Source organism: Thermococcus coalescens, from assembly GCF_055392585.1.
Genome location: NZ_AP043764.1, coordinates 892,147 through 917,468 on the forward strand (window position 1 = coordinate 892,147; position 25,322 = coordinate 917,468).

Here is a 25,322-nt window from a genome sequence, read left to right on the forward strand (position 1 = left end):
CCCATTAGGTGACCCAAATGAACAGTACCCTCATCACAGTAATCATCGGTATCGCCGCCTTCTGGATTATCCTCTACGCCCTCTTCGGTAAGAGAGAGGAGAAGGAAGAGGGATTGACTGTTGACCTATTCGTCGCCATGTGGCGCACAAAACGTCTTCTAGGCTTTATAGATGGCGTCGCAGGGAAGGCCAGGCGCTTCTGGAGGGCTTACGGCGACGTGGGGATAGTGCTGGGCTTCGCGGGAATGGCCTATGTATTTTACGCCCTTCTCAAAACTGCCATGAAGACCGTTCAAACAGGGGGAGAAAGCAGCGGCGTTCAGCTGGTAATCCCCGGGGTAACGATACCCCTCTGGTACGGCCTCATCGGGCTCGCCGTCGTCATGGTCGTCCACGAACTGAGCCACGGGATCGTTGCAAGGGCAGAAAACCTGCCCCTGAAATCCGTCGGTCTGGTTCTCCTAGCCGTAATACCCGGGGCATTCGTCGAACCGGATGAGGAAGAACTTGAAAGGGCGCCCCTCCGCTCAAGGCTTCGCGTTTATGGGGCGGGTTCGCTGGCAAACGTCCTAACGGCAATCCTGGCTCTCCTCATAATAAACTTCTCAATAACCCCAGTTCTCCAGCCGGTGGGAATACTCGTCTCCGGCGTTCTTGAGGACAGCCCGGCCTTCGGCGTCCTCCAGCAGGGTGACGTTATAATAGCCATGGACGGGGAGCAGATAACCGACATGGAGAGCTTCATAAACTTCCTGAACGCGACCAAGCCCGGGCAGCTCGTGACGCTCACGGTGCTCAGAAACGGGGAGGAGATAAACCTCCAGCTGAAACTGGGGGCCCACCCCGAGAACCCGGAGAAGGGCTACATCGGGATATACCCCGCACAGCACGTGGTCTCGAAGATAGGCCATGAGAACGTGGTGCTGCCCCTGTTCTTCGCATTCTACTGGATATACGTCCTTAACCTGGGGATAGGGCTGATGAACCTCTTCCCGCTGGTGCCCCTCGACGGCGGCAGGATGCTCGACGACGTCGTTAAGGCCTACCTCCCGGAGAGGGTCGCCAAGCCGGTGAGGTACTTCACAATAGGCGTTGGGCTGTTCCTTTTAGCCCTCAACCTGTGGCCTGCACTGGCCAATCTGGTGGGCTGAGCCCAACTTTTTTAACCCCTCCTTTTCCGGCCTAAATGGGTGAGCGAATGAAGTGCTCAAAGTGCGGAAGACCAGCCGTCTACCACGCACGCTACACGGGGAGGTACTACTGCAGGAGACACTTCAACGAGATGGTCGAGAAAAAGTTCAGGGAGACCGTCAAAAAGTACCGGCTCATAGAGAAGGGCGAAAGGATAGCCGTCGGCGTGAGCGGCGGGAAGGACAGCGTCGTCCTCATGCACCTCCTCGCGAAGCTCCGCGAGAAGTTCCCCTTCGAGCTGGTCGCGATAACTATCGATGAGGGAATAGCAGGCTACAGGCCCCCAAGCGTCGAGATTGCCAAGAGAAACGCTGAGAAGCTGGGGATAGAACACCGGATATATTCATTCAAAAACCACATCGGATTTTCCCTGGATGAAACGGTCGAGATAATGGGGAGCTTTGAGAAGGGCGAGAGGGTCGGTGCATGCTCCTACTGCGGCGTCTGGAGGAGGTGGCTGCTCAACTATGCGGCTAAGGACATAGGGGCGGACAAGCTGGCCGTCGGCCACAACCTCGACGACGAGGTTCAGATGTTTCTGATGAACATCATGAGGGGCGACATAGCACGCTTAGGCAGGACGGGCCCCTACTACGAGGAGATTCACCCGGAGCTGGTTCCGAGGATAAAGCCCCTGCGCGAGATTCCCGAGAAGGAGATAGTCCTCTACGCTGTCCTCAACGGCATAGAGGTTGATTTCAGCGAGTGCCCCTATGCAGTCGAGGCGTTCCGTGCCGAGATCCGGGACTGGATAAACGAGATGGAGGAGAGGCACCCTGGGACGAAATATCAGATACTGAGGAGCTACGATAAGCTCTTCCCGCTCATAGCGAAGACCTACACGAAGAAAACGAGCGAGCTCAACAGGTGCAGAATCTGCGGACAGCCCACAACGGGCGAGATATGCAAGGCCTGCACATTCAAACTGCAGGTGGAAGAAAAATCAGAGGGGCACGAGCTCCACACGTCCCCCTAAAATCCTGAACCGGTACTGGCTCTTCAGCGGGTTGAAGTCGGGCAGGGGGGATTTTCTTATCACCATTCTCTCCTCAAAGGGAGCATCGGGGGAAACGAACTCGATCACGTACTGACTGTACAGCGATACCCAAGAGACCAGCTTTTCGGAGGCCCTGCCCTTGTTCAAGAGAAAGATATTGAGAGGCCTCTTTCTTCTCTCGGTGATCCTTGCCCTCTCCTTCTCGGCCATGAGCCTCTGAAATGTCGAGATGAAGTTCTCCGTGCCGAGCAGGAATGCGATCCCATCGATGGTGACATCGACCCCAACGGGCCGTCTGTCTCCAATGCGCTCCCCCAGAAGTCTGCGGTACATCCTTTCATACTTTGGAAGGAACGTCCCGGGATCCATGTTAGAGGTGTAAATAAACCCCTGAGAATACTCCACTCCATAGAAAGAAGAGAACAGGTCTATAATGGCAAGATTTCCTCCGTTCCCTTCAGCTTCCACGTCAAAATTGACCGCCTTCAGTTCCATAGCCAGTGCCGAAAATGGGAGAACCGAATCGATGATGACCCCGAAGTCTCCCAGCTCTATGCGGTTTTTTAGTATCTCAAAAGCCAGGGCCCAGCCCTTTGAGTACCTATCGTAGACAATGAGGAGATTGCTGTCCTCCAAAAGGCCGCCCCCAAGCGCCTCGTCAAGAACATGGATCCCCGTGCTGAGAAGCTCCATAGCGCCACCCCTAGGATTATAACTGTAAGGGGTATTTATCTTTAACTGTTGGAGTCTGAGCCTTTCTGTAATAACGGTTGAGGGGATACAGGGGACGCAGGGCCACGAAGAGAACGGGTTGTTCTATTTGTTCTAACATGGAAAGTGCTGGCACGCCGCCGAAAGCCACCGCGAGGAAAGACCCAAGGGACTCTGAAACCCAGAGAAACCCCACCCTATAAATAATCCGCCGCCCTATTCTCAGCGGGTGAGAAATATGGAGGAAGTTATGGAGCTGAAGGACGTGCTGGAGAGGGTTGAGGGAAGGCTGATAGCGGCCGGAAAGATGTACGGGGCGATGAACTTTGGGGCATGGCTCTCGGTGATGCTGTTCTACTACGCCATCATAGGTGTGTTCAAGCCTTCCTGGCAGTTCAACCTTGTCTACTGGCCCGTTGCCTTCATCTCCGCCATGGGGTTTACCGGAAAGGTATGGAAGAAGCTCCAGAGGCTCGGACGGGTTACGGGGAGGGAAGCAGAGGTCTCGACAACTGGGGGGATTCTGATAACCCTGGCCTGGATCACGGGGATAGTCCTCGGATGGTGGGTCATACCCGGCATGAACTTGGGGGTCAACGCTGAAGCAAGCATGGCCGTTGGGTTCCTGAGCTTCATAGCATTCTCGGTCTTCGCGATGTGGCTGGTCTTTGCTAAATACGGCGGAATCGAGCGTGAGATAGTCCCAGCGTTCCTCATTCCGGCCATGGGGGTGCCCGTCGCCAAGGGCATGGAGTCCGGGGCAATGGCGTGGGCAGGCTTCCTCGTTGGTCTGGGGTTCTCGCTGGCCGTGTTGCTCTACATCTACTCGGCCTTCAAAGCGATAGAGCGGTGAGACCATGGAAGCCATCAGGGAGCTGACGAAGAACCACTCTCTGGGCAATCCAGTACGGCTCGCCATAATGCTCTACCTCCTGCCCAGGGAGAGGGTGCTCTTCAGAGACCTCCTTGGAGTTCTCGACGTCACCCCCGGCAACCTGGATTCCCACCTTAAAACCCTTGAAAGGGCCGGCTACGTTGAAATCTACAAGGTTATAGCCGACAGGCCCAGAACCGCGGTGAGGATAACGGAGAAAGGGACCGAGGAAACGGCTGAGTACCTCCGGGCCCTCAGGGAGATCCTGAGCAGGGTCTAATTCGACAGCTCAAACGGGTACCCTTTTCCCATCACCAGCCAGAGGCCAGAGAAAGCCCCCAGAGTGTCCATGACGACGTCCCTGAGCTTGTTGAGTGTGCTCTCTTGTATGAAACTTATACTGCCCTCGCTGAGCTTTTCTGCGATTTCCCACCCAAGGGCAAGGCCGTAGAATATCAAAAAGGAGTAGAGGATCACCTCCCTCCGGGATATTCCAAAGCCCTCCCTTGAGAGACCGCTGAGAACCTCTGCTATCATCAGCCAGAGGGCCAACCCTCCGAGGAAGTGGCTTATCATGTCGGCGTTTCTCCACTCCCTGTGAAACAGGTCGTAGTGGGTGAAGGGGACGTTCACGAGGCTCACATGAACGGCCAGGAATATCGCCAGTATCATGACGGTCCTGACGTTGAACACAGGCTCCAAAAGGGCTCCGATGACGCCCAGGGGAGGCTTAAAAGTGCGCTGAACCAGCATTAAGCCCACAAGAAGCCCCATAGTCCACAGGGTTCTGAGTATGTGGTCGAGTCGGTGATTGTGGAGGGCAGTCAGGAAACCGAGGAATATAACGAACACTGACGCCCAAACGATGCCCTCTTCTCGTTTGACTTCTACCACCAAATTAACTGGTAGTGCCTCCTTAAAAAGCTGACGAAAGAGGGCGGGCATCTAAATCCCGAAGGGATAGCCCCTCCTCGTCACCAGCCAGAGGCCGACGAGTGCCCCGAGCTGCTCCATCATGATGTCCCTGAGCTTGTTGAGTGTCGTCTCTTGGAGTATTGTTTCCGTGTATTGGGAGCCATACCACTCGGCGAACTCCCAGGCGATGCCAACGACCAGCAGGACAGAAAAAGAGTGGAGGAGAATCCTTTCCCTCGAAATACAGGGCCTGAGTTCAAGTATGGCAATGGTAAAGAACAGCCAGAGTGTTAATCCTCCGAGGAAGTGGCTGATCATGTCCACGTCCCGCAGGGTAACGTTGAAGAGGTCGATGTTCGTGAAGGGGACGTTCACCAGGGAAACGTGGGCGGCGAGGAATATCGAGAGCACGGCGATTGTTCCCATGTTGTAGAGGGGCGCCACCAATGCCCCCAACCTGCCCTCGGGTCTGGTATACCTCTTAGAAAGCCAGAGGAGGAAAACCAGAAGCCCCGTAGTCCACAGGGTTCTGAGTACGTGATCCACCCTCCGGTAGTAGAGCCCGGTAAGGAATCCCACGAAGATGATGCCTGTGGCAGTCAGGGTTACCTTAACCTCGGTCTCCATGTAACATCAACTCCAGAATGAGGCCAGTCAGGGCTTCCGGCTCTCCTCCTCCGCCTTCCTTTTCAGCTCCTTCAGCCTTTCCAGCCTGTACTCCTCAATGAGCCTCAGAAACTTCTCGGCCCCCTTTTCCCTGTCCTCTTTCTCCCACTCCGCCAGAAGTGCCTCTATGGCCCGCTCAAGGGTCTCCCGTTCGACAACAGCGAACTCATCAACACGTTTGACGTCGAGTTCATCGCCCGTGAAGAATGGGACGTGCGCCCCCCTGAGAACCTCTCTGACGGACTCGGGCAGTGGTTTTTCCGTTATCAACGCCCGGATTCCCTTCTCAACCAGCTCCTCCGCTATGGCCCTCCCCGCACCGGCGGGGTTCACCACGAACAGAACATCGCCCCGCTTTACGCCTATCTCGCGCTCCAGCTTTTCGAGCTCGCGCCAGCTGAGGACGTTTATGACCTTCAGGGGGACGGCAGAGCCCCTTATCTCCACCACATTCATCCTCTTCACGTGGACAAGATCCCTGCTCAGGCGCTCTATGACGGCCTTGGCCTCGCGGAGCTGCTTCTCAAGAACCTCTATGCGCTTAACCTTCGCCTCAAGCTCCCTCTCGCGGAGAACCTTCTTCCTGACCTCCTCGTCGTAGTCAGCTATGCGTCTCTCAAGCCTGCCTATCGTCCTCCTCTGCTCCTTTATTATCTCTCTCAGTTCGGCGTTTTCCCTCTCAAGGAATTCTATCCTCCTCTCCAGCTCACGGATGCGCTTTACGTAGGGCGTGACATCGACACTCGGCCTCTCCTCGGGCGCTTCTTCCCCCTTCGGCCTTTCGCGCAGTGTAACCCTCTGCATGGCCTCCCCGAGGTTGTAGCCCTGAATGACCAGAGCTTTTATCTCGTCGGCTTTTCTCGTGAGCCCCGCCTCGCGGAGTTTGGAATCAACGTGCTCCAGCTTGGGCTTCAGGCGGAGATAGGCCTTGTAGGCAGCCGCCAGGGCGTCCCTCTGGTGGTCGTCGTCAACGCTTATCCCGAGGTTCCGCAGGAGTTCGTTCTTCTCCTCAACGCGGAGGCTCTCCCTGGGAACAAAGAGGATGGCCTTGAAGGAGCGGGCTATTTTTTCGACGAACCCCGGGGCTGGGTTTACATCGGTGGCAACGATGACCGGATGGCCAACGTCGCTTATGAACCGGAAGACCTCACCGACAGGCATGTTCCTCTCGCTGTGGAGCGCCACTATGCGACCGCTCAGGTCTATCGCCGCTATACCGACCGTTATCCCCGGGTCTATGCCCACTATGATGCTCCTCCTCTCGTGTATAGCCTCCTCACCCCGCAGGGGGGTGAACCCGAGCTCGGCCCTCTCCACCGGATGTATCCTGACCTCGACGTCTCCACCGCGCATGGGCTTTATCAGCCCCGCGAGCTCCTCCCTGCTGGCGTAGACCCTGAACTCCCCCTTGGCCAGACCGTAGTCCTTCTCCTCAACTTCCAGGTCGAAGGGAATGTTGGCCCTCCGCAGTCTGTCCTCTATCTCCCTCACCTTGTCCCGGACGAGGTTGTGGACGCGCTTTCTATAGCGATCCTGGCTCCAGCCGCCCTTGCCGTGGCTCCTTCCCCGGGTAACCTTGATAACCACCTCGTCCTCGAAGGCAAGAACCTCGTAGCCAACCCCTTTGCTGGCCAGCAGGGCGGAAAGCTTGGCCTCCTCGTAGGGGTCGAACCTGTCTGTTGTCCTTATCCCGTGCTCTCTCGCGAGGCTCTGGAGGCTTCTCTGCTCGCCCGGCCTTCCAGTTACCTGGACTAGCTTCGTTCCGCCCGGAAGGGCCCGAAGGAACTTCCTGAGGTCGCCACCGAGCTCGGTAACGCTGTCCATGGCCACGATGTCCGGCCTCTTGCTCTGGATGAAGCGGATCAGCCTGTAGAGGGTGAACTCACCCTTTCTCTCAAGCCGTCCGTTGAACCAGCTCACGACGGCAAACCTTCTGGGGTTCTCGCTTATTATGTCCACTCCGAGGATTAGAATAGGCCTCACCCTCTGGGGGTTCTGTAGGAAGGTTGGAGGGGCCACTTAAAAAGCTTATCAGCCCCTCAGGGAAGTCTCAATGGCGACCTCAATGGCCTTCCTTATCGTTTCAACGGCCATTGAAGGCCGCGGCTTTTCAAGAGCCTGCTCGTGGCTGAAGGGAACGTGGATGAAGCCTGCCCTGGTCTCCATTCCGGCGACGGCTATCGTGTGGAGCGCCGTGAACATGGCGGTGTTGCAGACGTAGGTTCCCGCGGTGTTCGAAACCCCAGCGGGTATTTTCGCCTCTCTCAAAGCCCTTACAATTGCCTTTATCGGAAGCGTTGCGAAGTATGCCGCAGGAGCGTTCTCAAAGACCGGCTCGTCCTCCGGAGCAAAGCCCTCGTTGTCGGGCGTTTTGCTATCCATGACGTTTATCGCAACACGCTCAACGGTTATGTTAGGCCTCCCACCCGCCTGGCCGGTCAGGATGATCACGTGGGGTCTCTCCTCAACGATGAGCCTGGGGAGAATTTCCCTGACTCCCTTGAAAGTAACTGGGAGCTGGCGCTTCACTACTTCTGCACCTTCTATTTCCTCTGGAAGGGCACTGACGGCCTCCCAGGAGGGGTTTATCTCCTCGCCGCCAAAGGGCTCAAATCCCGTCACGAGCACTTTCATGGTACCACCGGAAAGGTTAGGTTTTTAGGTTTTAAAACGCACTCCCCCCGGTGGGTGGGAATGAAGTACGACGTTCTTATCATCGGGGCCGGGCCGGTTGGCAGCTACCTCGCCAACCTGCTCGCGAGGGAATTTAGTGTGGCAGTTGTGGAGAGGAAGGGCTCCCTGGGTGGCAAGGCCTGCACCGGCATAATAGGGGCCGAGAACTACGAGAGGCTCGGTCTCCCGGAGAGTGCAGTTTTAAACAAGCTCCGCGGGGCGGTCTTCTACTCCAGGATACAGAGCTTCGAGATAGAGAGAAAATCACCCCAGGCCTACCTCGTGGACAGAAAAGCCCTTGAGAGGTGGCTGGCCGAGAGAGCCGTCAAAAAGGGTGTGGATTACTACATGGCAACCACGTTCCAGGGGTTCAAAAATGGAAAGGCCGTCCTCCAGAGGCTCGGAGAGAGGATCGAGATAGAGGCGGATTTCTACATCGGGGCCGACGGCGTGAACAGCACGGTGGCGAAGGCGATAGGGGCTCAAACGAAGGCGGAGTTTCTGAGCGGTTATGAGGCCGAGGTGGTTGGGGAATTCAAGAGAGACTTCGTCGAGGTCTGGGTGAACCGGGACATAAACCCCGAGTTCTTCTTCTGGGTGGCCCCTGTTAGCGAGAGCGTAGCCAGGGTAGGGACGTTCGGAAGCCTCGACGCCTTCCACAGGTTCCTCAAGGTAAGGATGCTCAAACCAACTTCTGTAGTCGAGTTCAAGAGCGGAAGTGTCGGCTTCGGGGTGAGAAAGCCCTGGGTTAAGGGCAACGTTGCGCTCGTCGGCGATGCGGCGCTTCAGATAAAGCCCACCACCGCGGGGGGAATAGTCTACGGGATGTACTGTGCCCATGTCCTCCGGAGGGCCCTCCTCGATGGAAGGCTCCGGGACTACGAGAAGGGCTGTTCCTTCGTCAGGAAGCAGGTGAGCTTCGGGCTCCGCTTCAGGAGGGTGTTCCTAGGCATGAGCCAGGACGACATCGAAAAGGTCTTCGAAGTCCTTGGAAGTCCGGAGGCGAGGGAAATAATAGAAACCCAAGCGGATTTCGATGACCACGTGAAGACCGCGAAGGCAATACTTAAGAGGCCGAAGCTCCTCGCAAGGCTGATAAAGGTAAGCCCCGCCATAGTCAGAACCCTCCTGTGAGGTGGTGGGATGGCAACGTGGAGGATGGGTCTCCAGGAGGAGTACCTTAAGGCCATAGCGGAGGGAAGAAAGAAGGTCGAGGGGCGCCTGTACGACGAGAAGAGGCAGGGAATAAGGCCCGGGGACACGATAATCTTCGAGAACAAGCTCATGTGCGTGGTGAAGGACGTCCGCATCTACTCATCTTTCAAGGAGATGCTGGAGAAGGAAGGCCTTGAGAACGTTTTGCCGGGTGTGGAGAGTATTGAGGAGGGAGTGAAAGTTTACAGGCGGTTCTACAGCGAGGAGAAGGAGAAAAAGTACGGGGTTGCGGCGATAGAGGTCGAGCCGGTTGGGTGGATATAGGGACATGCCAGTCTTTAAAGAACAACTCTGGAGGGATCAAGAAGGTATGACCCGAAAATTAATCACCTTATTTCTCATCCTCTTTGTCATCTCAACCCTCTCGCCTCCAGTTCTTGGGAGCAATGCATTAACCGATAGGGAGGCAAAATATCACATTGATAAATATCAGCTCAGAACCCTTTACTCCTATCCCTGGGACAGCACGGAAAGCGTCTCCGGATGGGACGCCTTCATGGAGAACGAGAGCTTTTACCTGGCGTGCCTCAAGGTCATAGCCCTTGCACGGAGCGGCTACCCGAGGAACTCCACCGAGTTTCAAGGGCTCGTCGAGTGGATAAAATCCCAGCAGGGGAGTAGTGGCTCATTCCCGGCAATAATAACCGACGACTATCCGAAACCGGACTCGGAGTGGTTCTACTGGGAGGCTTCAAAGGCCGCCGGAACCGGCCTGGCCGTTTTGGCCCTCCTTGAGGCGGGTCAGAGTCCAGATTCCAAAGAAATAGAGAAGGCGGCCCAGTTCCTGCTGAAGAACGAGAGCGAGAACCACTGGACGAGTACAGTCTACCTGTTCTGGGAGAAGACGGGACTCAACGAGGTCAAAGAGTCGCCGAGCATCGTGGCAACGGCTTATGCCATCGCTGCCCTTTCAAGGCTCGGCCACAACGTCTCCCGGGAGTGGGAATGGCTGGAGGAGAAGCTGACGCCGGAGAGGCTCGTGAACCCTTACTTGGACAATTTCTTTACCGGGCTCCTCTTTCCCATGCCCTACCGTGATATGAGGGCACCGTATGAGAGCATAGTTCTGCCGTTGCTCTTTCTGAGGGAGGAGGAAATAACCCCGCCAAAAGAAACGCTCGATTTCATGGCTTCCCTGTTCAAGAGGACACAGTACGTCGGGAACACGAGGCTGAGACTGAACTTTAAGGGAGTTACAACCTACACCGTGGAGGAGATAATCCACACCGTAAACGGCTGGGAGACCGTCAAAACCTGGAAGGGAACCGGGAAGAGGGTTGGAATAAGCGTCAGCCCAAGCCCGGGAAGCAGGTTTCTCATACGCTCAGAGAAATCTCTTTTTGACAGCGAATCCGGCTTCTTCAAGGGAAGAATGAGGCTCTACCCAGAGCTTCCGGAGAACTACATCAGTCTCATCGGAACTGGATACCCCGAAAGAGAGCTTTTCCAGTTCAGCAATGGAACGAGCTACGCGGTGATCGGAAGTCCCAATCTCGACGGCTCATGGAATCACGATGTATACTCGACGGCGATAGCGCTGATATGGTTACACCTTGCAGGGGAGAGGGGTGAAAGTACCGGCGAGGCCTTGAAGTTCCTTGAGCTTGCTGGTCCGCGGGGCACCATGACCTTCGATGGGAATGCCTACGCGCTGATAGCGCTGAGCCTCTATAGTGAAAGATGGGACGACAACACGCCGACTCCACAAAAAGAGCGCGGAGAACTCCCACGTGAAGTCCTCATCTTTGCAGCAGGTTTGCTCGCCGGGGTTCTCATGGGTTTCCTGTTCAGGGCGAGAAAACCCTAAGACCGAAATCTTCCAGGGCTTTAAAATCACTATCGAGCGTTATCAGCCGCAGGTCGTTGGCGAGGCAGATGGAACCGATGAAGAGGTCTCTCAACCCCATAGGGATTCCTTTCCCTCTCAGCTTCTTATGAAGGTAAGCGGCTATTTCAGCGGATTTTCTCTCAAAGGGAAGTTCAATGAGGGAGTTCAACCATATCAGCTCATCTTTTCTTGGAAGACCCACGAGAAGTTCGAAGCGCGTTATTGAGGTTATGTAGAAAGTTTGTCCAGTTTAAGCACTTCATCGAGCAGTTCTCCGTTTCTAGCAATCTCAATAATCACGTTCGTATCAGGGACTGCCCCCATTCGTCGAACGCCTCCTCAAGCTCATTGATGCGCTTTTTAGCCTCCCTATACTACTCCTCGCTCAGAATTCCGGCTATGTGTCTCAGGGCATCGGCGTTGCCCTTTCTCTCCCCCAGAAGTTCCCGGAACAGCTCGCTGAATGACTTATCCCCCTTTGATGCGGAGATAATCATTATTCCCACGAAAGCCTTTAAGGGCATGTCAAAGGGAGGGAGAACACTTCACAGAGGCTTCATCCAGCCAGCGGTGATGAATCCCTCAATCCACACAGGACTTGATTTTGTCTCAATCCCGGGTATAAAAAGAGGAGAAATCAGGAGGCTTCGAGGGCCTTCTCTATGAGTTCCAAAGCCTCTTTCTCCATTAGGAAGGCTTCTCTGATGAGCCATACCCTTGGAACTCCGGCGAAGTTTCCGGAATTCCACAGGAGAGGCTTCACTTCGGCCAGAGACTCCTTCCCCCAGGCCTTAAGGACGAGGCCTGTTGCGTTTTCATCAAGCTCACAGGCCATAAGCAGGGTATCCTTCCCCGCCATCAAAGTGGTTGCGTTGGTGGTGTTTCCGCAGAATTGGGTTAGCTCCTCGTGGTAGTTGAGGAACCAGTTGGTCCACAGGTACGCAAGGGTAAGGTAGCGGTTGAAGGGGGTAATCTGGCTCTGCGTTTGTGATGCCTGCACTACCAGATAATACTGAGTTTCAACTATGGCACTTGTATCGCCCGGCACAACGTTGGTAGTGGTGACCGTAGGGTTGGTATTAAAACTAGCAGATGAAGAATCCTGGACGTCCAGGTTAACGCTTACCTGGGACGGGGTGATATTGCCCCATGAGAAGGTGGGGTCCATAACACCTTCGGGCGGAAGATTACCCGTCTCATCAAGGTGAAGAACCCAGTAGTCATCCCTTCCAGCCCCGAAGCCGTAAGCCTCCCCTGCTATTACCATCAATCCATCAGCGGTCAAGACAAGAGAGTTTGCAAAGGTTGCACTCTCAGAGACATTCTTTCCGTAGGCTTTTCCCCACTTAAAATTGCCGCCACTATCGATGCGGAGGACCACCGCTTTTTCTATGACATTTGTGACGTTAAGTGTGCTGCCAACGGACAGTATATCCCCATTTTCAGATACTGCTAGTCCCTGGATGGATGAATCGTCTCCCATAATGTACTCTTTTGCCCACTTTAAACTACCGTTGTCCTCAAGACTGATAATCAACCCTGCAGAGGCAAATATAAGATAATTCGATGGAGTATAAATATAACCCCCAAGGATTATGCTCCCATCCGTGGAGATGGCAACGCTCCTAACCAAGTTGAAGAAACTGCTGCTGTAAACCTTCTCCCACTTTACGTTGCCGCTGCCATCAAGACGGAGAACCCACGAACCCTCATCCCCAAAACTGTAGGTGTATCCAGCGGCCACTATGTCTCCTTCGGGTGTTATCGCTATGTCCCCTAGAGCATCATAGAGATCACCACCGTAGGTCTTTGCCCATTTCACGTTGCCGTTCTCGTCAAGCCTGAGAATCCAATAGTCGGTACTCCCTGCACCAAAACTATCAGTATAACTTCCGACTATAATGTCGCCGTTTGGAGCTATGGCAACTGAGGTACCGTAGTCCGTCCCGTTTCCGCCGTATGCTTTGGCCCATTTCACGTTGCCGTTCTCGTCAAGCCTGAGAACCCAGAGGTCCCAGCCGCCAGCACCGAAGCTCGTGGTGGCCCCAACAACCACAATGTCGCCGTTGGGAGCAATTGCCACATCATCCGCGTCATCAAAACCGTTCCCGCCGTAAGTTTTTTGCCATTTCACACTACCATTAGGGTTCAAACGTAGGATCCAAGCGTCCCTGTTCCCGGCCCCAAAACTGTAACTGTTGCCCACCACTATAATATCACCGTTTGAAGCAACCACTACTGCGTTGGCACCATCAAAATCGCTTCCCCCGTAGCTTTTTACCCAGAGGAGCGAGGAACTCGATGCTCCAGCCAAGCTACCATTAAAAGCCAAAAAGCTTCCAATGCCGAAGAGGTACAAGACCACTATCCAGGAAGACAATATCCTTTTCATTTTCAATTCCTCCCAACAAGTCAAACCCCATATAGACCTCAAAAGTTTAAATAAATTTCCTAAGGCCCCAAAATGAAGTGGGATTTTGAAGAGAAAGAGGATTAGAGGTACCTCTCCTTCACCCAGCGGATGAAGTAGTCAGGGTTCAGCTCCTCTCCGATGGCCTTCTTTAAGAGCTCCTTCGGCGGGTAGATCGAGCCGTACCTGTGAACCCTCTCACGGAGCCAGGCCTTTATGGGCTCGAACTCGGCTTTTGCCACCTTCTCCTCAAAGTCCGGGATGTCCCTCTTTATGTGGTAGTAGAGCTGGGCCGAGAGCAGTGTTCCGATGCTGTAGGTCGGGAAATAGCCAACTGTCCCATGAGCCCAGTGGATGTCCTGCAGGATTCCCTCGACGTAGCTCTTCGGCCTTATGCCGAGGAGGTTTTCCATCTCCTCGTTCCAGAGCTCGGGTAGATCCTTCGCCCTGACGCCCTCGTTGAGCATCATCCTCTCCAGCTTGAAGCGGAGCAGGATGTGGAAGTTGTAGGTGACGACGTCGGACTCAGTCCTGATGAAGTCCGGGCGGACCATGTTGAAGTACAGGTACACATCCTCCGGCGTGTAGTTCGCCATGAAGGGCAGGTTCTCCCTGAGAACTGGGTGTATGAGCTCCGCAAACTCCATGCTCCTTCCGACGATGTTCTCCCAGAAGCGGCTCTGGCTCTCGTGGATTCCGAGGGAGACGCCCCCTGCGATAGGGCTGAACATGAACCTCTCGTCCTGCTGGAGCTCGTAGAGCGCGTGACCGAACTCGTGGACGGTGCTCAGTATCGTCCTCCTGAAATCGTAGCCCTCATACCTGGTGGTTATCCTGACATCGCGGATACCGAACTCTGTGGTGAACGGGTGGGCAGAGACGTCGAGCCTCGCGCGGACCCCGAGCGGATAGCCGAACTTCTGGAGAATCCAGATGTTAACGCGCTCCATCCACTCCCTCTCGTACTTCTCCCTCTCAAGCGGGTGGTTCCGGGGGACCCTCCCCTCCTCCATTATCCTCTCAAGGAGCGGCTTGAGCTCCCTCTCAAGCCTGTCAAACATCCTCTCAACTTCTTTGGTCGTCAGCCCCTCCTCGAACATGTCGAGGAGCGCATCGTAAGGCTCGTCCTCGTAGCCGAGGTAGTCAGCCGCCCTCTTGGCGAGGTCTATGATCCTGTCCAGCCATGGCTCGAACTTCGAGAAGTCGTCCCTCTTCTTGGCCTCCTCCCAGGCTTTGGTCGCCTGGCTCGTTACCTCGCTCATCTCCCTGAGGAACTCGGGCGGGAACGAGCGGCTTATCCTTATCGAGCGGTCGAGGACGCGGACGACACCGCGCTCGTACTCGTTGAGGTCTTCGATGCCCTTGGCCTTCTCGACGAGCTCGACGAACTCCGGCCTGAGGAGGAACTCCTGACTCAGAACCGAGAGCTCGCCCTGGGCGACGCTCCTCTCAAGTATCCCCTCCTTTGGCATGTTGACCTCCATGTCCCAGCCGAGGACGCTCTGGGCGTGGCCGAGGGCCCAGATGCGGCGGTATCTTGCAAGTATCTCCCTGACGGTCTCGTTCTGGAACACGCTTTCCATGAGAACCACCCCGTATTCTTTGATAAAATCTCCATCTCCGGCGCTTTTAACCTTTTCGATGTTCATCTAAACGTGTGGGTAGAAGCCGATTACTCAGACCGGAAATTGCTTAAAGGGGTCGGTACAAGTCTGTGAAAAAGCAGGTGCCGGTGATGATCATGAAGCTTGACCTGGCGGTGCTCGGTCACGTCTCAATAGACCACATCAGGTTTCCGGGAAGGGAGGAGATAATCTACCCCGGAGGTGCGGCCGCGGCCGTGGCCACCTCCGCCGCTTTAGCGGGAGCGAGGGTCGGCCTGGTAACGAAGGTGGGGGAGGACTTCCCAAAGGAATGGCTCGAAAAGCTCTCATCCGTTCTTGACGTCAGGGGCGTTCAAATCCTGCCCGGTAAAACGATCCACATATACATGATTTACCACGAGGACGGGAGTGTTGACGCGCCCGTTGACATGGGCGTCGCCCGAAACATGGGCGAGACCCCCTTTCCGGAGGAATACCTCAATGCAGAAATCTTCCACATAGCCCCCATCCCGCCGGAGGAGCAGCTCAAAGCCCTGAAAAGACTGGAAGGGAAGAGGGTAAGCCTCGACTTCAACCCGACCTACATGGGGGACTACGAGAATAAAACCAGGCTCATGCGGGAGATAGTGTCGAGGGTCGAGGTGATATTCCCCAACGAGAGGGAAGCGCTGACGATAACCAGGGCCCCGACGGTGGAAGAGGCCGCCAGGATCCTGCACGGGTGGGGGGCGAAGCTGGTTGTGATAACGCGCGGTGAGAGGGGCGTCCTCGTCTACGACGGTGAGTTCAGGGAGTTTCCGGCGCTTCCGATAAGCGAGGATGAGATAGTCGATCCCACCGGTGCGGGGGATGCCTTCGCGGGCGGCTTTCTGGCGATGTACTCTAGGGGAAAAGGAGTTGAGGAGTGCGTTAAAAAAGGGCTGGAGATGGCAAGGGAAGTGCTGAAAAAAACGGGGAGCTGGAGCATCTAAGACGCCGCAGACCTTATAAAGAGGTACAGCACCACAAGGAGCAGCGCCGCCAGTGCGGTCACTTCAAACCTCGGGAGTGCCGGGGAGAGCATCGACATCAGCAGATAGGTCGGGAAGGACATCGCCACCGCCGCTGTCAGGATGAGATAGTGTTCCCTCGGGGCGCGCTCCCTGTCCAGGTAGCCCATCTCAATGGCGAGGACTGCCAGCACCATCACCGTGAGGCCGTAGAGGCCTCCAGTTCTCGTATAGAGGAGGAAGGCCGACGTTGCCAGCAGGAAAAGCACACCCATGAAGTACCACTGGACGGCCATGAGCGCCAGGGGGATCAGCAGGAGCGTCCTGACGTCACGCACCCCGAGGAGTACAACGAGGGGAACCAGCGGTACGAGGGAGTAGAGCCTTCTCTTGATCTTCACAGCCCAACCACCTCCGCTACCACAGCCTCAAGGGGCTTTCTGACGTCCCAGTCTATTATGATGCCGTAGGCCGACATTTTCATCAGCATCGCTCTCCTCTGGAGGGTTAAGAGCTTCACTGCCAGCTCCTCCTCGCGGCTCTTTGGCCTGGAAGCGGTGTAGGGGTTCGGGCTTATGACCACTACTCTGTAGCCGTACCTGGCCATTATTTTAAGCGCCTCCCGGCTTTCCTCGGTTAGGAGGGGGGAGAAGTACAGGAGCTGGGCTTTTGGGGGAAAGCGCGCTTTTATGAGGTGTTCGACCTGATAGGTTATCATGTTGTTCTTATCGGGCTTCGCCGTGCTCAGGAAGTCTATGCACTTGAAGAAGTGCCTCTTGCCGTAGTCAACGCGAACCCAGAGGGGAACGTCTTCCGCAAGCAGGAGGCCAAAGCTGGTTCCGTTGTTGAGGGCGTTGAGCATCAGTGAAGCGGCCGCCCTAACCAGGTGGTCGAAGACAAGGCTGCCGGTGTAGGAGGCATCGACGATGAAGACGACATCGACCTTTCGCTCGCTCTCGTACTCGTTGGCCATTATCCTCCCCGTTCTCGCGGTGGCCTTCCAGTTTATTATCTTAAGCGGGTCACCGGGCTGGTACTCCCTGATCGCGTGGAACTCAACACCCTCCCCCACCCTCGGCGAGGGAAGCGGGCCGACCGTTATTTTGGTTCCCCTGGTGGAGTAGGGCGTTGGAACGTCAGTGATCATTGGAACGCCCACTATCTCACTGTAGACATCCACCTTCCTGTCAACCCTGAAGAAGCCAAACGGGTCGCGGTAGCGCAGTCTTACCCAGTTGAACTCGTGGATTCCGCGCTTAACCCGAACCCGGTATCTTATCTCCCTCTCCTCCCCAGGTCGAAGGGAGAGGACGTGCTCCCTGTGTCCCTCCACCAGCTCCAGGCCGGGTGGGATGTCCTCGGTGATCTTTAGGGTGGGTATCCTCTCGTGGGACTTGACCCTGAGGACTATTTCAATTTCAGTTCCCTCCAGGAAGCGGTTGTGTGGGATTACGCGCTCTATCTCGACGTTGAGGCGCGGTTTGAAGAAGAACACCGCTATAAAGATGAGCCAGATTATCGGAAGCGTCAGATACACCAGCTCCCAGCGCAGGAGAAGGAATGCGAACATGACGATGAGCCAGAGGGCTATGAGAATCTCCTCTGCCTTCTCCGTTGGGAGCATCTTGTCCGTGGGTGCCTCTTCCTTCTCCTCAACGGGGGCCGTGCCGTAGAGAGGGGGTTGGGCCTGCACCCTTTCACCTCACTCAAACTTGGGAACCGGAACGCGCTCAAGGAGCTTCGCCATTATACTCTCCTGGCTGACCTTCGTGTACCACAGCTCCCTCTTGAGGATGAGCCTGTGGCTCAGCGCCGGGACTGCGACGGCCTTTACGTCGTCGGGAATGACGTAGTCCCTGCCCTCAAGTGCGGCATAGGCCCTGGAGAGCTTGAGCAGGGCAAGACTTCCCCTGGGGGATGCCCCAACCTCTATCTCCTTCTTGTCTTCCCTCGTTGCTAGGACTATGTCGGTTATGTACTCCAAGATAGCGTCGCTGACGTAAACGTCCTCTATCGTTCTCTGCATCTCGACGACCTCATCGGGGGTCAGGATGGGGGTTATATCGACCTCCTCCTTCCTTCTGGCCATCCTCCTCCGGAGTATTTCAATCTCCTCCCCCCTGCTGGGATATCCAACGCGGAGCCTGACGAGGAATCTGTCGAGCTGGGCCTCCGGGAGAGGGTAAGTCCCCTCCTGCTCTATCGGATTCTGGGTGGCCACGACTATAAACGGCCGCTCCAGCTCGTAGGTGTTTCCCTCAACGGTAACCTGCCTTTCCTGCATAGCCTCAAGCAAAGCGGACTGGGTCTTGGGCGGAGCACGGTTGATCTCATCGGCAAGGAGTATGTTCGTGAAGATTGGGCCCTTCTTAAACTCGAACTCAAGGGTTTTCTGGTTGAAAACGCTGACGCCCAGAATATCACTGGGGAGAAGATCCGGCGTGAACTGGACGCGCTTGAACCTGACCCCCAAGGCGGTCGCAAAGCTCTTTGCCATGAGAGTCTTGGCGAGGCCAGGCAGGTCTTCGAGGAGTATGTGTCCATCGGCCAGAATGGTCGTCAGTATGAGCTTCAGCACCTCGTCCTTTCCGACTATGGCCTTCTTGACCTCCTCAAGGACGGCATTACCCCTGGAGCTTACCTCTTCTATCTTCATAGAGATCCTCCTCCACAATTTTTAGAGCCTTTTCAAGGTTATCGAGAAAATCCCCATCCGAACGGAGGGCCTTAATCGCCTCGTTGGGTTCGGAGGTGAGGGAGTAAAAGGCCCTGTCATAATCATCGGAGAGCATGGCGTATATTCCGGCTATCTTCTCCTCAAGAAGGGAACGGGCGACCTTCCCTTTCTTGGCGCGTTCTATGAGGGTCACCATCCTTTCGATGTCGGTTTTTCTTTCGACCCTAAGCTGGCGCTTTCTTTTGGGGAGGGGAACCCGTATCTCAAAATTAAAGAGGATAAAGGCCAAAAAGCTGCCTAGAATCAGGACGGCCAGCCATCTAACCATGTACGATCCCGCGATTATAGCGATGACCAGGGGGATCGCGGCTATCGCGAGGGCATAATTAAACTTCATTCACACCCCTCCGCATCGTGCGATAAACTTCCAGTGCCCTCTCGGCATCCTCCCATGTTATTTTTTCGGGGGCATATTTTGCCTTTTCGAAAAGCCGGGTCAGTTCGATGAAAGCGTCGTGCATGTACTCCACATGCCTGACATGTTCCCAGTGTGTCCAACTCTCCTCATAGGGGACACCCAGGTAGCTGAGCCAGAGAACGGCGTTCTTGTATATCCCCACGACGGCCTCTCTTGGGTTCTCGAACATTTCAAGGCCGAGTTCATCAAGTTTTTTATCAAACAGCTCGGCCCGGAGCTTCATCTCCCTACGCTCCTTCTTCCGCAGATAATCCCTGTACTGGATCACGGCAAGGTATGCAAAGACCGCTATTGCCACAAGGAGAAGCGCATAGAGGATGTACTGGAAAGTGAGGAAGCGCCCAAACGTCGATGCCGGCGGGGTGTTGTTGTAGTAGGCGGGGGATTGGGGGGTGGACTGAATGGGAGGAGAACCGTTCACCGAGCCGTTCAACGCGGTGGTGTTGTTTGACGGGAATCCCGGGGAAGAATTCGTTTGAATCAGGTACAGAACGAGAGCGATCCCCAGTCCCCCCACGGTCATCATGATGTACCGGGCGAGAAAGCCCGTGCCCCCAGAGTCAAGCCTCCGAAAGGGATCCCTCCACCCAAGAAGGACGCCCACAATAAGGAACAGGCCGACTATCGCGAGGATCATCACGAGAACACCCGTCCATAGGGCTGGAGTGCCCCTCGAGACCCCGGATAGAGCAGTGCTGTAGTTAACCATCAGCATCATCAGTGAAAACAGCAGTCCAAAGAGGGCCAAGAATTTTACCCTGGTGGACATTTTTATCAGAGAGTTTGGAGAGGGCAGGTTTAAAAGCTTTTACCCCCAGGTAAAGGTCAGGTGATGACGGTGGAGAAGGTTCCAAGGCTTTACGTTGAAGCTCCCCCCGAGGAGTGCATTGAGGGAAGAGAGGCAATAAAAGACTGCGTTATCATCAGCGGGAACGTTGAGGTGTGGCTGAAGAGGGGTGAAAAGGTTCCCGACTTCATCGATGTGGAGGGCGCCAAATTCCTCGCGAAGGAAGTTTACGACAGGTTTTATCTCTACGTTGACAGGATTGAGGGTAAGCTGCTCACGGATGCGGTTCTGGTCCTCCCGGACGGGAGAACGAGGATATACCTGAGGAAGGGCGATGAACTGCTCCTGCTCCCAGTGGAGGGATACACGAAAACCCTGATAGCGAACGTCGGGAACAGGGTGAGAACCGGCGACGCCTTCGCGGCGGTAACCACGAGAAAAGGAGAAATACACTACCTCAAGCCCCCCAGGACCGGGACGGTCGTGTTCATAGACGAGGTGACGAACAGGCCGCACTACGTTTACTACATCCTACCCGAGGAGTAGGTTCTTTCTTTACCCTTCCATCCCAACAACCATCGCGTCTATGCTTGACTTGAGGGCCAAGATTATTCCGTCCAGGGAATCCATGCCCTTGAGGGTTCTGGTGTGCTTGGCGCTTGTTATTATCAGCGACCACCTGAACAGGTTTTCCTTCACCTCACGGCTCTGGAACATGGCGATGAACCTCTCGCCGTCCTTTGAGACCTCGACTATCTCAACATCAGTATCTCCGAGTTTCGTGGAATAAACGTCTCTGACGGTGAGGTCGCCGTATTCCTTCCGGAGAATTTCGGAGAGATGTCCCATGATATCACCCATTTTTAAATGGTGTGACGTTCTTTATATAGTTGCCGTGTTTATCGTTCAAAGTGGAAAAACACCAAAACCGTTATAAGGCGCTGGGTCAAGCCCCCCATGAAGAGACTTTTGGAGTTGAAGAAAATGAAGATCGAAGCTGGAGATTTTGTGGTGTTCCACTACGTGGGCAGATTTGAGAACGGTGAAGTTTTTGATACCAGTTACGAGGACATCGCCAAGGAAAACGACATATACGTTGAGGAGAGGGAGTACGGTCCCCTCGGGGTCAACGTCGGCGTTGGTGAGATAATTCCCGGCCTTGACGAGGCCCTGATCGGCATGGAAATAGGGGAGAAAAAGACGGTCACGATACCCCCGGAGAAGGCCTACGGAATGCCCAACCCGGAGCTTGTCATTGATGTCCCGGTCTCCGAGTTCACCAACGCAGGCCTGGAGCCGGTTGAAGGGATGTACGTCATGACCGACTCGGGAATAGCCAAGATAGCGAAGGTCGGTGAGGAGAGCGTCACCCTCGACTTCAACCACCCTCTCGCGGGGAAGACCCTCATCTTTGAGGTAGAAATAGTTGACATCCAGAAAGCTAAAGAGGGAGAGGCCTCAGATTCCAATGTTGAGGCTTGAAGTTCCCTGGAAGACCGCTATGCCCATCACCATAAGCAGCAGGCTGTATTTGATGCCTGCTGAGTACTTCCCTTCTCTTATGACCCCTATTCCCAGACCTGAAACTATCGCCTGAAGGGCAACGAAGCCCAGAAGTATGGTTCTCACGGTCTCGACCGGGAAAGTCACGTTCCCCGTGCTCATAGCGAACATGACCTGGGCCACTATCCCCAGGATGAGAGGCCCTATGAATCCGCTGGTTATTATGAAGAACATGACCTGCATACCGGTTGAGGCTTTCCTCTCCTGCTTTATCCTGAGTATTTCCCTCACATCGTTTCCCACGTAAACCAAAACGTCGCTCATTGGTGCACCCCTTTCAAGGGCCTCAATGATTATCATTATGGAGCGGTAGATAACCGGAGACTTCATGTTCCTGATCGCAAAGGCGCGGAGTGCCTCGGCGGTTGGACGGCCTTTCTTTATTTCGGCGACGGTTCTCCTGAATTCTTCTGTAAGTGCACCAAACTTTGTGGTCGTTAGCTCTTCCAGCGCCTCCGAGAAGGAGATTCCCGCCCTAAGAGAACTGGCCAGATAGAAGAACGCATCGGGCAGCATTTTCTCCATTTCCTCTATACGCTTGCTGATTTTCCAGTACGGATAACCAAAGGCCATTGTTGCAAAAAGAGCCACGAATGTTGCAACGGCATACACTGGATGAAGGAACAGATCAGTAACAAGACCGCCGATTATCCCGATCAGCAGGGACACTATGAGGTACTCGGCGGCAAGGAAGTTTATACCTGAAGAGTATATGAAGACCTCATACCGTCTCATCCAGCGCTTTGGAACTATTCTCTCGACGATTTTTATCAGCGCTGAGGACAATCCACCGGCCATCACTGTCACCTCGGCTCTCCCTTCTTGATCATGTTAACGATTATAAACGACAGGGCTGGGAAAGCAAAGAGAAGTATAACCGCCAGGGTCTCAGGGGGCAGTATGAGCTGCTGGGCCATCACTGAGCCTGCGAGTATTCCCACTACAAACATTGTGGGCATGACTATAGTCATGAACATGTAGATAAACGCTATACCATTGACCTTCTGGACATACTCAACCAATTTCATTCTGTATTCAAAGGCAAAGTCCTCCGCCAGCTTGTAGAGAATCTCGGAAAGGTTTCCACCGAACTTAATTGCCCTCAGTATCTGCTTGACGACGCGGCTGACGTTTTCTGAAGCCATCTTCTCGTCAAACTTTGTGAGGGCATCCTCAAAGGACGAACCAGTCCTCATGTCCCTAAGGATGAGCTCGAACTCTTCGGAGATGACGCCATAATCTGCACGGGCAACCGAGAGCAGGGCCTCGGAGATACCAACGCCCGCACTCAGGAGGGACGCCATGTGCCTCAGGGCGTAGGGCATAGCCCTCTCTACCTCAACAACCCTGCGCTTCCAGACCATCCTCGGGTAGTACCTCATGTACATGAAACCGCCCACAAAACCCAGGAATCCCACCAGGGCAGACATATCAACCGGAACGTACAGTAGATATGCAAATAGAAATCCAAAAATGCCGGCAAAAATTGCCACCGCGAGCATTAGGGCGACATACTTTTCCTGAGGCATTAAGATACTTGCCCTGTAGAGATCCTGGTCAAGCCCCCTCAGCGAGTTCGTAAGCGTCTCCACCGGGCCTTTAAAGTAGCGGAGCACGGTCTCCGCGAGTCTCTCTGAAAAGGGCTTTTGTATCTCCTTCTTCCTCCATTCAAGCAGTTCCTCAAGTTCTTTTTCTTTCTTTTCCGTGGCTTTTTCTTTTTCTACCTCCTTCTGGAGCTCCTTGAGCGCCCTGAGCCTTTCCTGAACACTCTTTCCCTGTGGAATTCTCCTTATGGGCTTCTCCGCTACCTCGACAGTCTTTCCGCCTAGGCGTTCCAAAAAGTCGGTGATGGCTTTAACGACGCCCACGATTATCACCTTAGATTATATTCTTAACCTGTTTGCTGGTTTCGATGCTGCTCTCTGCCTGGATTCTCCTGAACAGCGCCTCTTCATCTATGTAGAACTGCCTTATGTAATATCCAACCTTCTCTATGCTTCTTATACCCTTTTCTATCATCCAGTCGAGGATTATCTTGCGCTTCTCCTTCTCGAACTCAAGTTCGGATATGTTCATTCCGGTGTGGTGGGCAAGTGTATTGAGAGTTCTGCTGGGGACGCCCGTGGGTATAAGCTCGTCCTTCGCAGGATCATATTTATAGAGCTTGTTCAGCTGGACGCTTTCTCCTTCTATACCAGATATCTCCGCAATCTCAGTAATGCGCCTTATGGTTCCCTTCTTCCTGCTGTGGAACCTTACCTGCATTATGATTATGTCAAGGGCAGGTATCATTATCCTCGGAACATTCATTGGGGGGCTCTCAAGACGAACTATGGTTTCCCTCGCACTGTTGGAGTGGATGGTTCCCATACATCCATCGTGCCCCGTGTTCATTGCAGTGAACATCGTCCTGGCCTCGGGGCCACGAACCTCACCGACTATGATTCTGTCGGGACGCATACGGAGGGTGTTCTTCACGAGATCGTCCATCGTGATTTCTCCCCTGCCCTCAACGTTGGGCGGTCTCGTCTCAAGCCTGATCCAGTGTTCAACCGGGAGCTGAAGCTCGGCGGTGTCCTCTATCGTGATAACACGCTCGCTTGGAGGTATAAACATCGCCAGGGAGTTCAGGGTGGTCGTCTTTCCGGATCCAGTGCCCCCCGCCACGAGAACGTTGGCAGGTTTAACTCCAAGGCCGTCGACGAATATCCAGAGGAGAGCCGCTATGTCCGTGTTCATTGTTCCGTATTTTATGAGGTCAATTATCGTGAGCGGGTCTTTCTTGAACTTACGGATGGTTATGGTGGGACCGTCTATGCTGATCGGGGGTATAGTGGCGTTTACACGGCTTCCGTCCGGGAGACGTGCATCGAGGAGCGGACTCTGCTGGTCTATTCTCCTTCCGACTTCCCTCGCGATGCGCTCTATTATGTTGAGTATCTCCTTCTCCTCCGGGAAGATTATGTTGGTCTTGCACATGTTAAAGCGCCTGTGCCAGACGTACACGGGCCTGTTTGTTCCGATAACCATTATTTCCTCAAGGTTGTCGTCGCGGACGAGAGGATCGAGCTTACCGTAGCCGATCATGGACTGGACTATCATCTCCGTGAGAACCTCAATCCTGCCCTCTGAGAAATGGGGGGCCTCTTCCTTGATCATCCGCCTGACGGCGTTCATGAAGACGCGCCTGCGCTCCTCAACGTCAGGGAAGGCGCTTGGATCTATCTGAAGCTCAGTTATCGCCCTGTCTTTTATCCTCTTGAACAGCTCTTCCTCCTCACGGCTCAGCTTGGGGAGGCGTATCTCATATATGGGAACGGGCTCACCCTTTACACGGAGTATGCGAACATTTCCGTATGCATCAAGAACCTCGGCCTTTCCGGCGTAGGTGGCCTCCTCCGAGCGAATCGAAGAGCCCAGTATGTCCTGAAGGGTCGAAGGGGGTCTTGACTTGGGAGCAGGCTTGGGTTTTTTGGGAGGGGCTTTCTCCTCTTTGACCAGTATCTCGCCCAGTATGTCTACCCCAGTAGGCCTGCTAGTTATTGCTTCCTCCGGGGAAGGACGGCTGAGGATCTCCTCAAGATCGATACCTCCCTCTTCCCTCACAAAAGGAAGATGCTCCTCCTCTTCCTCCTTTTTCTTGTCCTTCTTGAGCACGTTCTCAAGGAGGTCATCCTCTCCGTTCAGTATCTCATCAATCCACGAGACAGTTTCCTTCTTCTTTTTCTTCTCGTCCGGCACCAA

Annotated in this window: 28 protein-coding genes; 10 read left to right on the plus strand and 18 right to left on the minus strand. The window is 54.6% G+C overall.

Annotation, left to right across the window (positions count from 1 at the left end; translation table 11 throughout):
* The first annotated feature begins 17 nt into the window (after positions 1 to 17).
* Positions 18 to 1,151, plus strand: coding sequence for a site-2 protease family protein (locus tag ACZ5M3_RS05025; RefSeq protein ID WP_464840736.1), 1,134 nt, complete (start codon positions 18 to 20; stop codon positions 1,149 to 1,151).
* A 47-nt stretch (positions 1,152 to 1,198) separates the two neighbouring features.
* A complete protein-coding gene (locus ACZ5M3_RS05030) occupies positions 1,199 to 2,167 on the plus strand; it encodes a TIGR00269 family protein (RefSeq protein ID WP_464840557.1) in 969 nt (322 codons plus the stop codon).
* Here the strand turns inward: ACZ5M3_RS05030 and ACZ5M3_RS05035 are convergent.
* Positions 2,135 to 2,881 (minus strand): hypothetical protein, encoded by a 747-nt coding sequence (locus ACZ5M3_RS05035; RefSeq protein WP_464840558.1) that lies wholly within the window; start codon positions 2,879 to 2,881, stop codon positions 2,135 to 2,137. The two genes, ACZ5M3_RS05030 and ACZ5M3_RS05035, sit on opposite strands and share 33 nt — an antisense overlap.
* 256 nt (positions 2,882 to 3,137) lie before the next feature.
* Between ACZ5M3_RS05035 and ACZ5M3_RS05040 the strand changes: the two genes are divergently transcribed.
* Together ACZ5M3_RS05040 and ACZ5M3_RS05045 are read left to right on the plus strand one after the other, a co-directional pair.
* The gene (locus tag ACZ5M3_RS05040) at positions 3,138 to 3,752 is read left to right on the plus strand and encodes a hypothetical protein (protein ID WP_464840559.1); all 615 of its coding nucleotides are present in this window, start codon (positions 3,138 to 3,140) and stop codon (positions 3,750 to 3,752) included.
* Positions 3,753 to 3,756: 4 nt separating this feature from the next.
* The gene (locus ACZ5M3_RS05045; RefSeq protein ID WP_464840560.1) at positions 3,757 to 4,053 is read left to right on the plus strand and encodes a transcriptional regulator; all 297 of its coding nucleotides are present in this window, start codon (positions 3,757 to 3,759) and stop codon (positions 4,051 to 4,053) included.
* Here ACZ5M3_RS05045 and ACZ5M3_RS05050 read toward each other — a convergent pair.
* The 4 genes from ACZ5M3_RS05050 to pcp all read right to left on the minus strand — a co-directional run bounded on the left by ACZ5M3_RS05050 (position 4,050) and on the right by pcp (position 7,988).
* Complete coding sequence (locus tag ACZ5M3_RS05050; protein ID WP_464840561.1) at positions 4,050 to 4,667, minus strand: hypothetical protein; 618 nt, start codon at positions 4,665 to 4,667, stop codon at positions 4,050 to 4,052. The two genes, ACZ5M3_RS05045 and ACZ5M3_RS05050, sit on opposite strands and share 4 nt — an antisense overlap.
* Before the next feature lie 51 nt (positions 4,668 to 4,718).
* The gene (locus ACZ5M3_RS05055; protein WP_464840562.1) at positions 4,719 to 5,315 is read right to left on the minus strand and encodes a DUF2238 domain-containing protein; all 597 of its coding nucleotides are present in this window, start codon (positions 5,313 to 5,315) and stop codon (positions 4,719 to 4,721) included.
* A 27-nt stretch (positions 5,316 to 5,342) separates the two neighbouring features.
* A complete protein-coding gene (locus tag ACZ5M3_RS05060) occupies positions 5,343 to 7,307 on the minus strand; it encodes a DUF460 domain-containing protein (protein ID WP_464840738.1) in 1,965 nt (654 codons plus the stop codon).
* Positions 7,308 to 7,385: 78 nt separating this feature from the next.
* Complete coding sequence (gene pcp / locus ACZ5M3_RS05065) at positions 7,386 to 7,988, minus strand: pyroglutamyl-peptidase I (RefSeq protein WP_464840563.1); 603 nt, start codon at positions 7,986 to 7,988, stop codon at positions 7,386 to 7,388.
* Positions 7,989 to 8,048: 60 nt separating this feature from the next.
* Between pcp and ACZ5M3_RS05070 the strand changes: the two genes are divergently transcribed.
* Genes ACZ5M3_RS05070 through ACZ5M3_RS05080 form a run of 3 tightly spaced genes read left to right on the plus strand, consistent with a single transcriptional unit; the run spans position 8,049 to position 11,049 of the window.
* Complete coding sequence (locus ACZ5M3_RS05070; RefSeq protein WP_464840564.1) at positions 8,049 to 9,161, plus strand: geranylgeranyl reductase family protein; 1,113 nt, start codon at positions 8,049 to 8,051, stop codon at positions 9,159 to 9,161.
* A 9-nt stretch (positions 9,162 to 9,170) separates the two neighbouring features.
* Positions 9,171 to 9,506 carry an ASCH domain-containing protein gene (locus ACZ5M3_RS05075; protein WP_464840565.1) on the plus strand — a complete coding sequence of 112 codons (336 nt, stop codon included), beginning with the start codon at positions 9,171 to 9,173 and terminating at the stop codon, positions 9,504 to 9,506.
* A 46-nt stretch (positions 9,507 to 9,552) separates the two neighbouring features.
* Positions 9,553 to 11,049 carry a prenyltransferase/squalene oxidase repeat-containing protein gene (locus tag ACZ5M3_RS05080; RefSeq protein WP_464840566.1) on the plus strand — a complete coding sequence of 499 codons (1,497 nt, stop codon included), beginning with the start codon at positions 9,553 to 9,555 and terminating at the stop codon, positions 11,047 to 11,049.
* Here ACZ5M3_RS05080 and ACZ5M3_RS05085 read toward each other — a convergent pair.
* From ACZ5M3_RS05085 to ACZ5M3_RS05100, 4 genes are all read right to left on the minus strand, one after another.
* Positions 11,030 to 11,272, minus strand: a complete 243-nt coding sequence (locus tag ACZ5M3_RS05085; RefSeq protein ID WP_464840567.1) for a type II toxin-antitoxin system VapC family toxin — start codon at positions 11,270 to 11,272, stop codon at positions 11,030 to 11,032. The two genes, ACZ5M3_RS05080 and ACZ5M3_RS05085, sit on opposite strands and share 20 nt — an antisense overlap.
* Positions 11,273 to 11,444: 172 nt before the next feature.
* Positions 11,445 to 11,567 (minus strand): antitoxin VapB family protein, encoded by a 123-nt coding sequence (locus ACZ5M3_RS05090; protein ID WP_464840740.1) that lies wholly within the window; start codon positions 11,565 to 11,567, stop codon positions 11,445 to 11,447.
* Positions 11,568 to 11,707: 140 nt separating this feature from the next.
* Positions 11,708 to 13,462 carry an NHL repeat-containing protein gene (locus tag ACZ5M3_RS05095; protein WP_464840742.1) on the minus strand — a complete coding sequence of 585 codons (1,755 nt, stop codon included), beginning with the start codon at positions 13,460 to 13,462 and terminating at the stop codon, positions 11,708 to 11,710.
* A 101-nt stretch (positions 13,463 to 13,563) separates the two neighbouring features.
* Positions 13,564 to 15,063 (minus strand): carboxypeptidase M32, encoded by a 1,500-nt coding sequence (locus ACZ5M3_RS05100; protein ID WP_464840568.1) that lies wholly within the window; start codon positions 15,061 to 15,063, stop codon positions 13,564 to 13,566.
* A gap of 158 nt (positions 15,064 to 15,221) precedes the next feature.
* On the opposite strand from ACZ5M3_RS05100, the gene ACZ5M3_RS05105 reads away from it, so the two are divergent.
* Complete coding sequence (locus tag ACZ5M3_RS05105; protein WP_464840743.1) at positions 15,222 to 16,055, plus strand: carbohydrate kinase family protein; 834 nt, start codon at positions 15,222 to 15,224, stop codon at positions 16,053 to 16,055.
* Here ACZ5M3_RS05105 and ACZ5M3_RS05110 read toward each other — a convergent pair.
* From ACZ5M3_RS05110 to ACZ5M3_RS05130, 5 genes are all read right to left on the minus strand, one after another.
* Entirely contained in the window at positions 16,052 to 16,474 is a 423-nt protein-coding gene (locus ACZ5M3_RS05110) for a hypothetical protein (protein WP_464840569.1), read from the minus strand. The genes ACZ5M3_RS05105 and ACZ5M3_RS05110 overlap by 4 nt on opposite strands.
* On the minus strand, positions 16,471 to 17,697 hold the full coding sequence (locus tag ACZ5M3_RS05115; RefSeq protein ID WP_464840744.1) for a DUF58 domain-containing protein: 1,227 nt from the start codon (positions 17,695 to 17,697) through the stop codon (positions 16,471 to 16,473). Before ACZ5M3_RS05115 ends, ACZ5M3_RS05110 begins: the two co-directional genes overlap by 4 nt.
* Positions 17,698 to 17,775: 78 nt before the next feature.
* Positions 17,776 to 18,729 carry an AAA family ATPase gene (locus ACZ5M3_RS05120; protein WP_464840570.1) on the minus strand — a complete coding sequence of 318 codons (954 nt, stop codon included), beginning with the start codon at positions 18,727 to 18,729 and terminating at the stop codon, positions 17,776 to 17,778.
* Complete coding sequence (locus ACZ5M3_RS05125) at positions 18,698 to 19,147, minus strand: hypothetical protein (RefSeq protein ID WP_464840571.1); 450 nt, start codon at positions 19,145 to 19,147, stop codon at positions 18,698 to 18,700. The genes ACZ5M3_RS05120 and ACZ5M3_RS05125 overlap by 32 nt, the downstream gene beginning before the upstream one ends.
* Positions 19,137 to 19,997, minus strand: coding sequence for a DUF4129 domain-containing protein (locus ACZ5M3_RS05130; protein ID WP_464840572.1), 861 nt, complete (start codon positions 19,995 to 19,997; stop codon positions 19,137 to 19,139). Before ACZ5M3_RS05130 ends, ACZ5M3_RS05125 begins: the two co-directional genes overlap by 11 nt.
* Before the next feature lie 69 nt (positions 19,998 to 20,066).
* On the opposite strand from ACZ5M3_RS05130, the gene ACZ5M3_RS05135 reads away from it, so the two are divergent.
* Positions 20,067 to 20,561 (plus strand): DUF2118 family protein, encoded by a 495-nt coding sequence (locus ACZ5M3_RS05135; RefSeq protein WP_464840745.1) that lies wholly within the window; start codon positions 20,067 to 20,069, stop codon positions 20,559 to 20,561.
* Between the two features lie 9 nt (positions 20,562 to 20,570).
* On the opposite strand, the gene ACZ5M3_RS05140 is transcribed toward ACZ5M3_RS05135, so the two are convergent.
* The gene (locus ACZ5M3_RS05140) at positions 20,571 to 20,864 is read right to left on the minus strand and encodes a hypothetical protein (RefSeq protein ID WP_297090384.1); all 294 of its coding nucleotides are present in this window, start codon (positions 20,862 to 20,864) and stop codon (positions 20,571 to 20,573) included.
* Positions 20,865 to 20,999: 135 nt separating this feature from the next.
* Here ACZ5M3_RS05140 and ACZ5M3_RS05145 point away from each other — a divergent pair, with 135 nt between their 5' ends.
* Positions 21,000 to 21,497 carry an FKBP-type peptidyl-prolyl cis-trans isomerase gene (locus tag ACZ5M3_RS05145; RefSeq protein WP_464840573.1) on the plus strand — a complete coding sequence of 166 codons (498 nt, stop codon included), beginning with the start codon at positions 21,000 to 21,002 and terminating at the stop codon, positions 21,495 to 21,497.
* On the opposite strand, the gene ACZ5M3_RS05150 is transcribed toward ACZ5M3_RS05145, so the two are convergent.
* Genes ACZ5M3_RS05150 through ACZ5M3_RS05160 form a run of 3 tightly spaced genes read right to left on the minus strand, consistent with a single transcriptional unit; the run spans position 21,474 to position 25,319 of the window.
* Entirely contained in the window at positions 21,474 to 22,376 is a 903-nt protein-coding gene (locus ACZ5M3_RS05150) for a type II secretion system F family protein (RefSeq protein ID WP_464840574.1), read from the minus strand. The two genes, ACZ5M3_RS05145 and ACZ5M3_RS05150, sit on opposite strands and share 24 nt — an antisense overlap.
* A 5-nt stretch (positions 22,377 to 22,381) precedes the next feature.
* A complete protein-coding gene (locus ACZ5M3_RS05155; RefSeq protein WP_464840575.1) occupies positions 22,382 to 23,446 on the minus strand; it encodes a type II secretion system F family protein in 1,065 nt (354 codons plus the stop codon).
* Between the two features lie 10 nt (positions 23,447 to 23,456).
* Positions 23,457 to 25,319, minus strand: coding sequence for a CpaF family protein (locus ACZ5M3_RS05160; protein WP_464840576.1), 1,863 nt, complete (start codon positions 25,317 to 25,319; stop codon positions 23,457 to 23,459).
* Positions 25,320 to 25,322 lie beyond the last annotated feature (3 nt).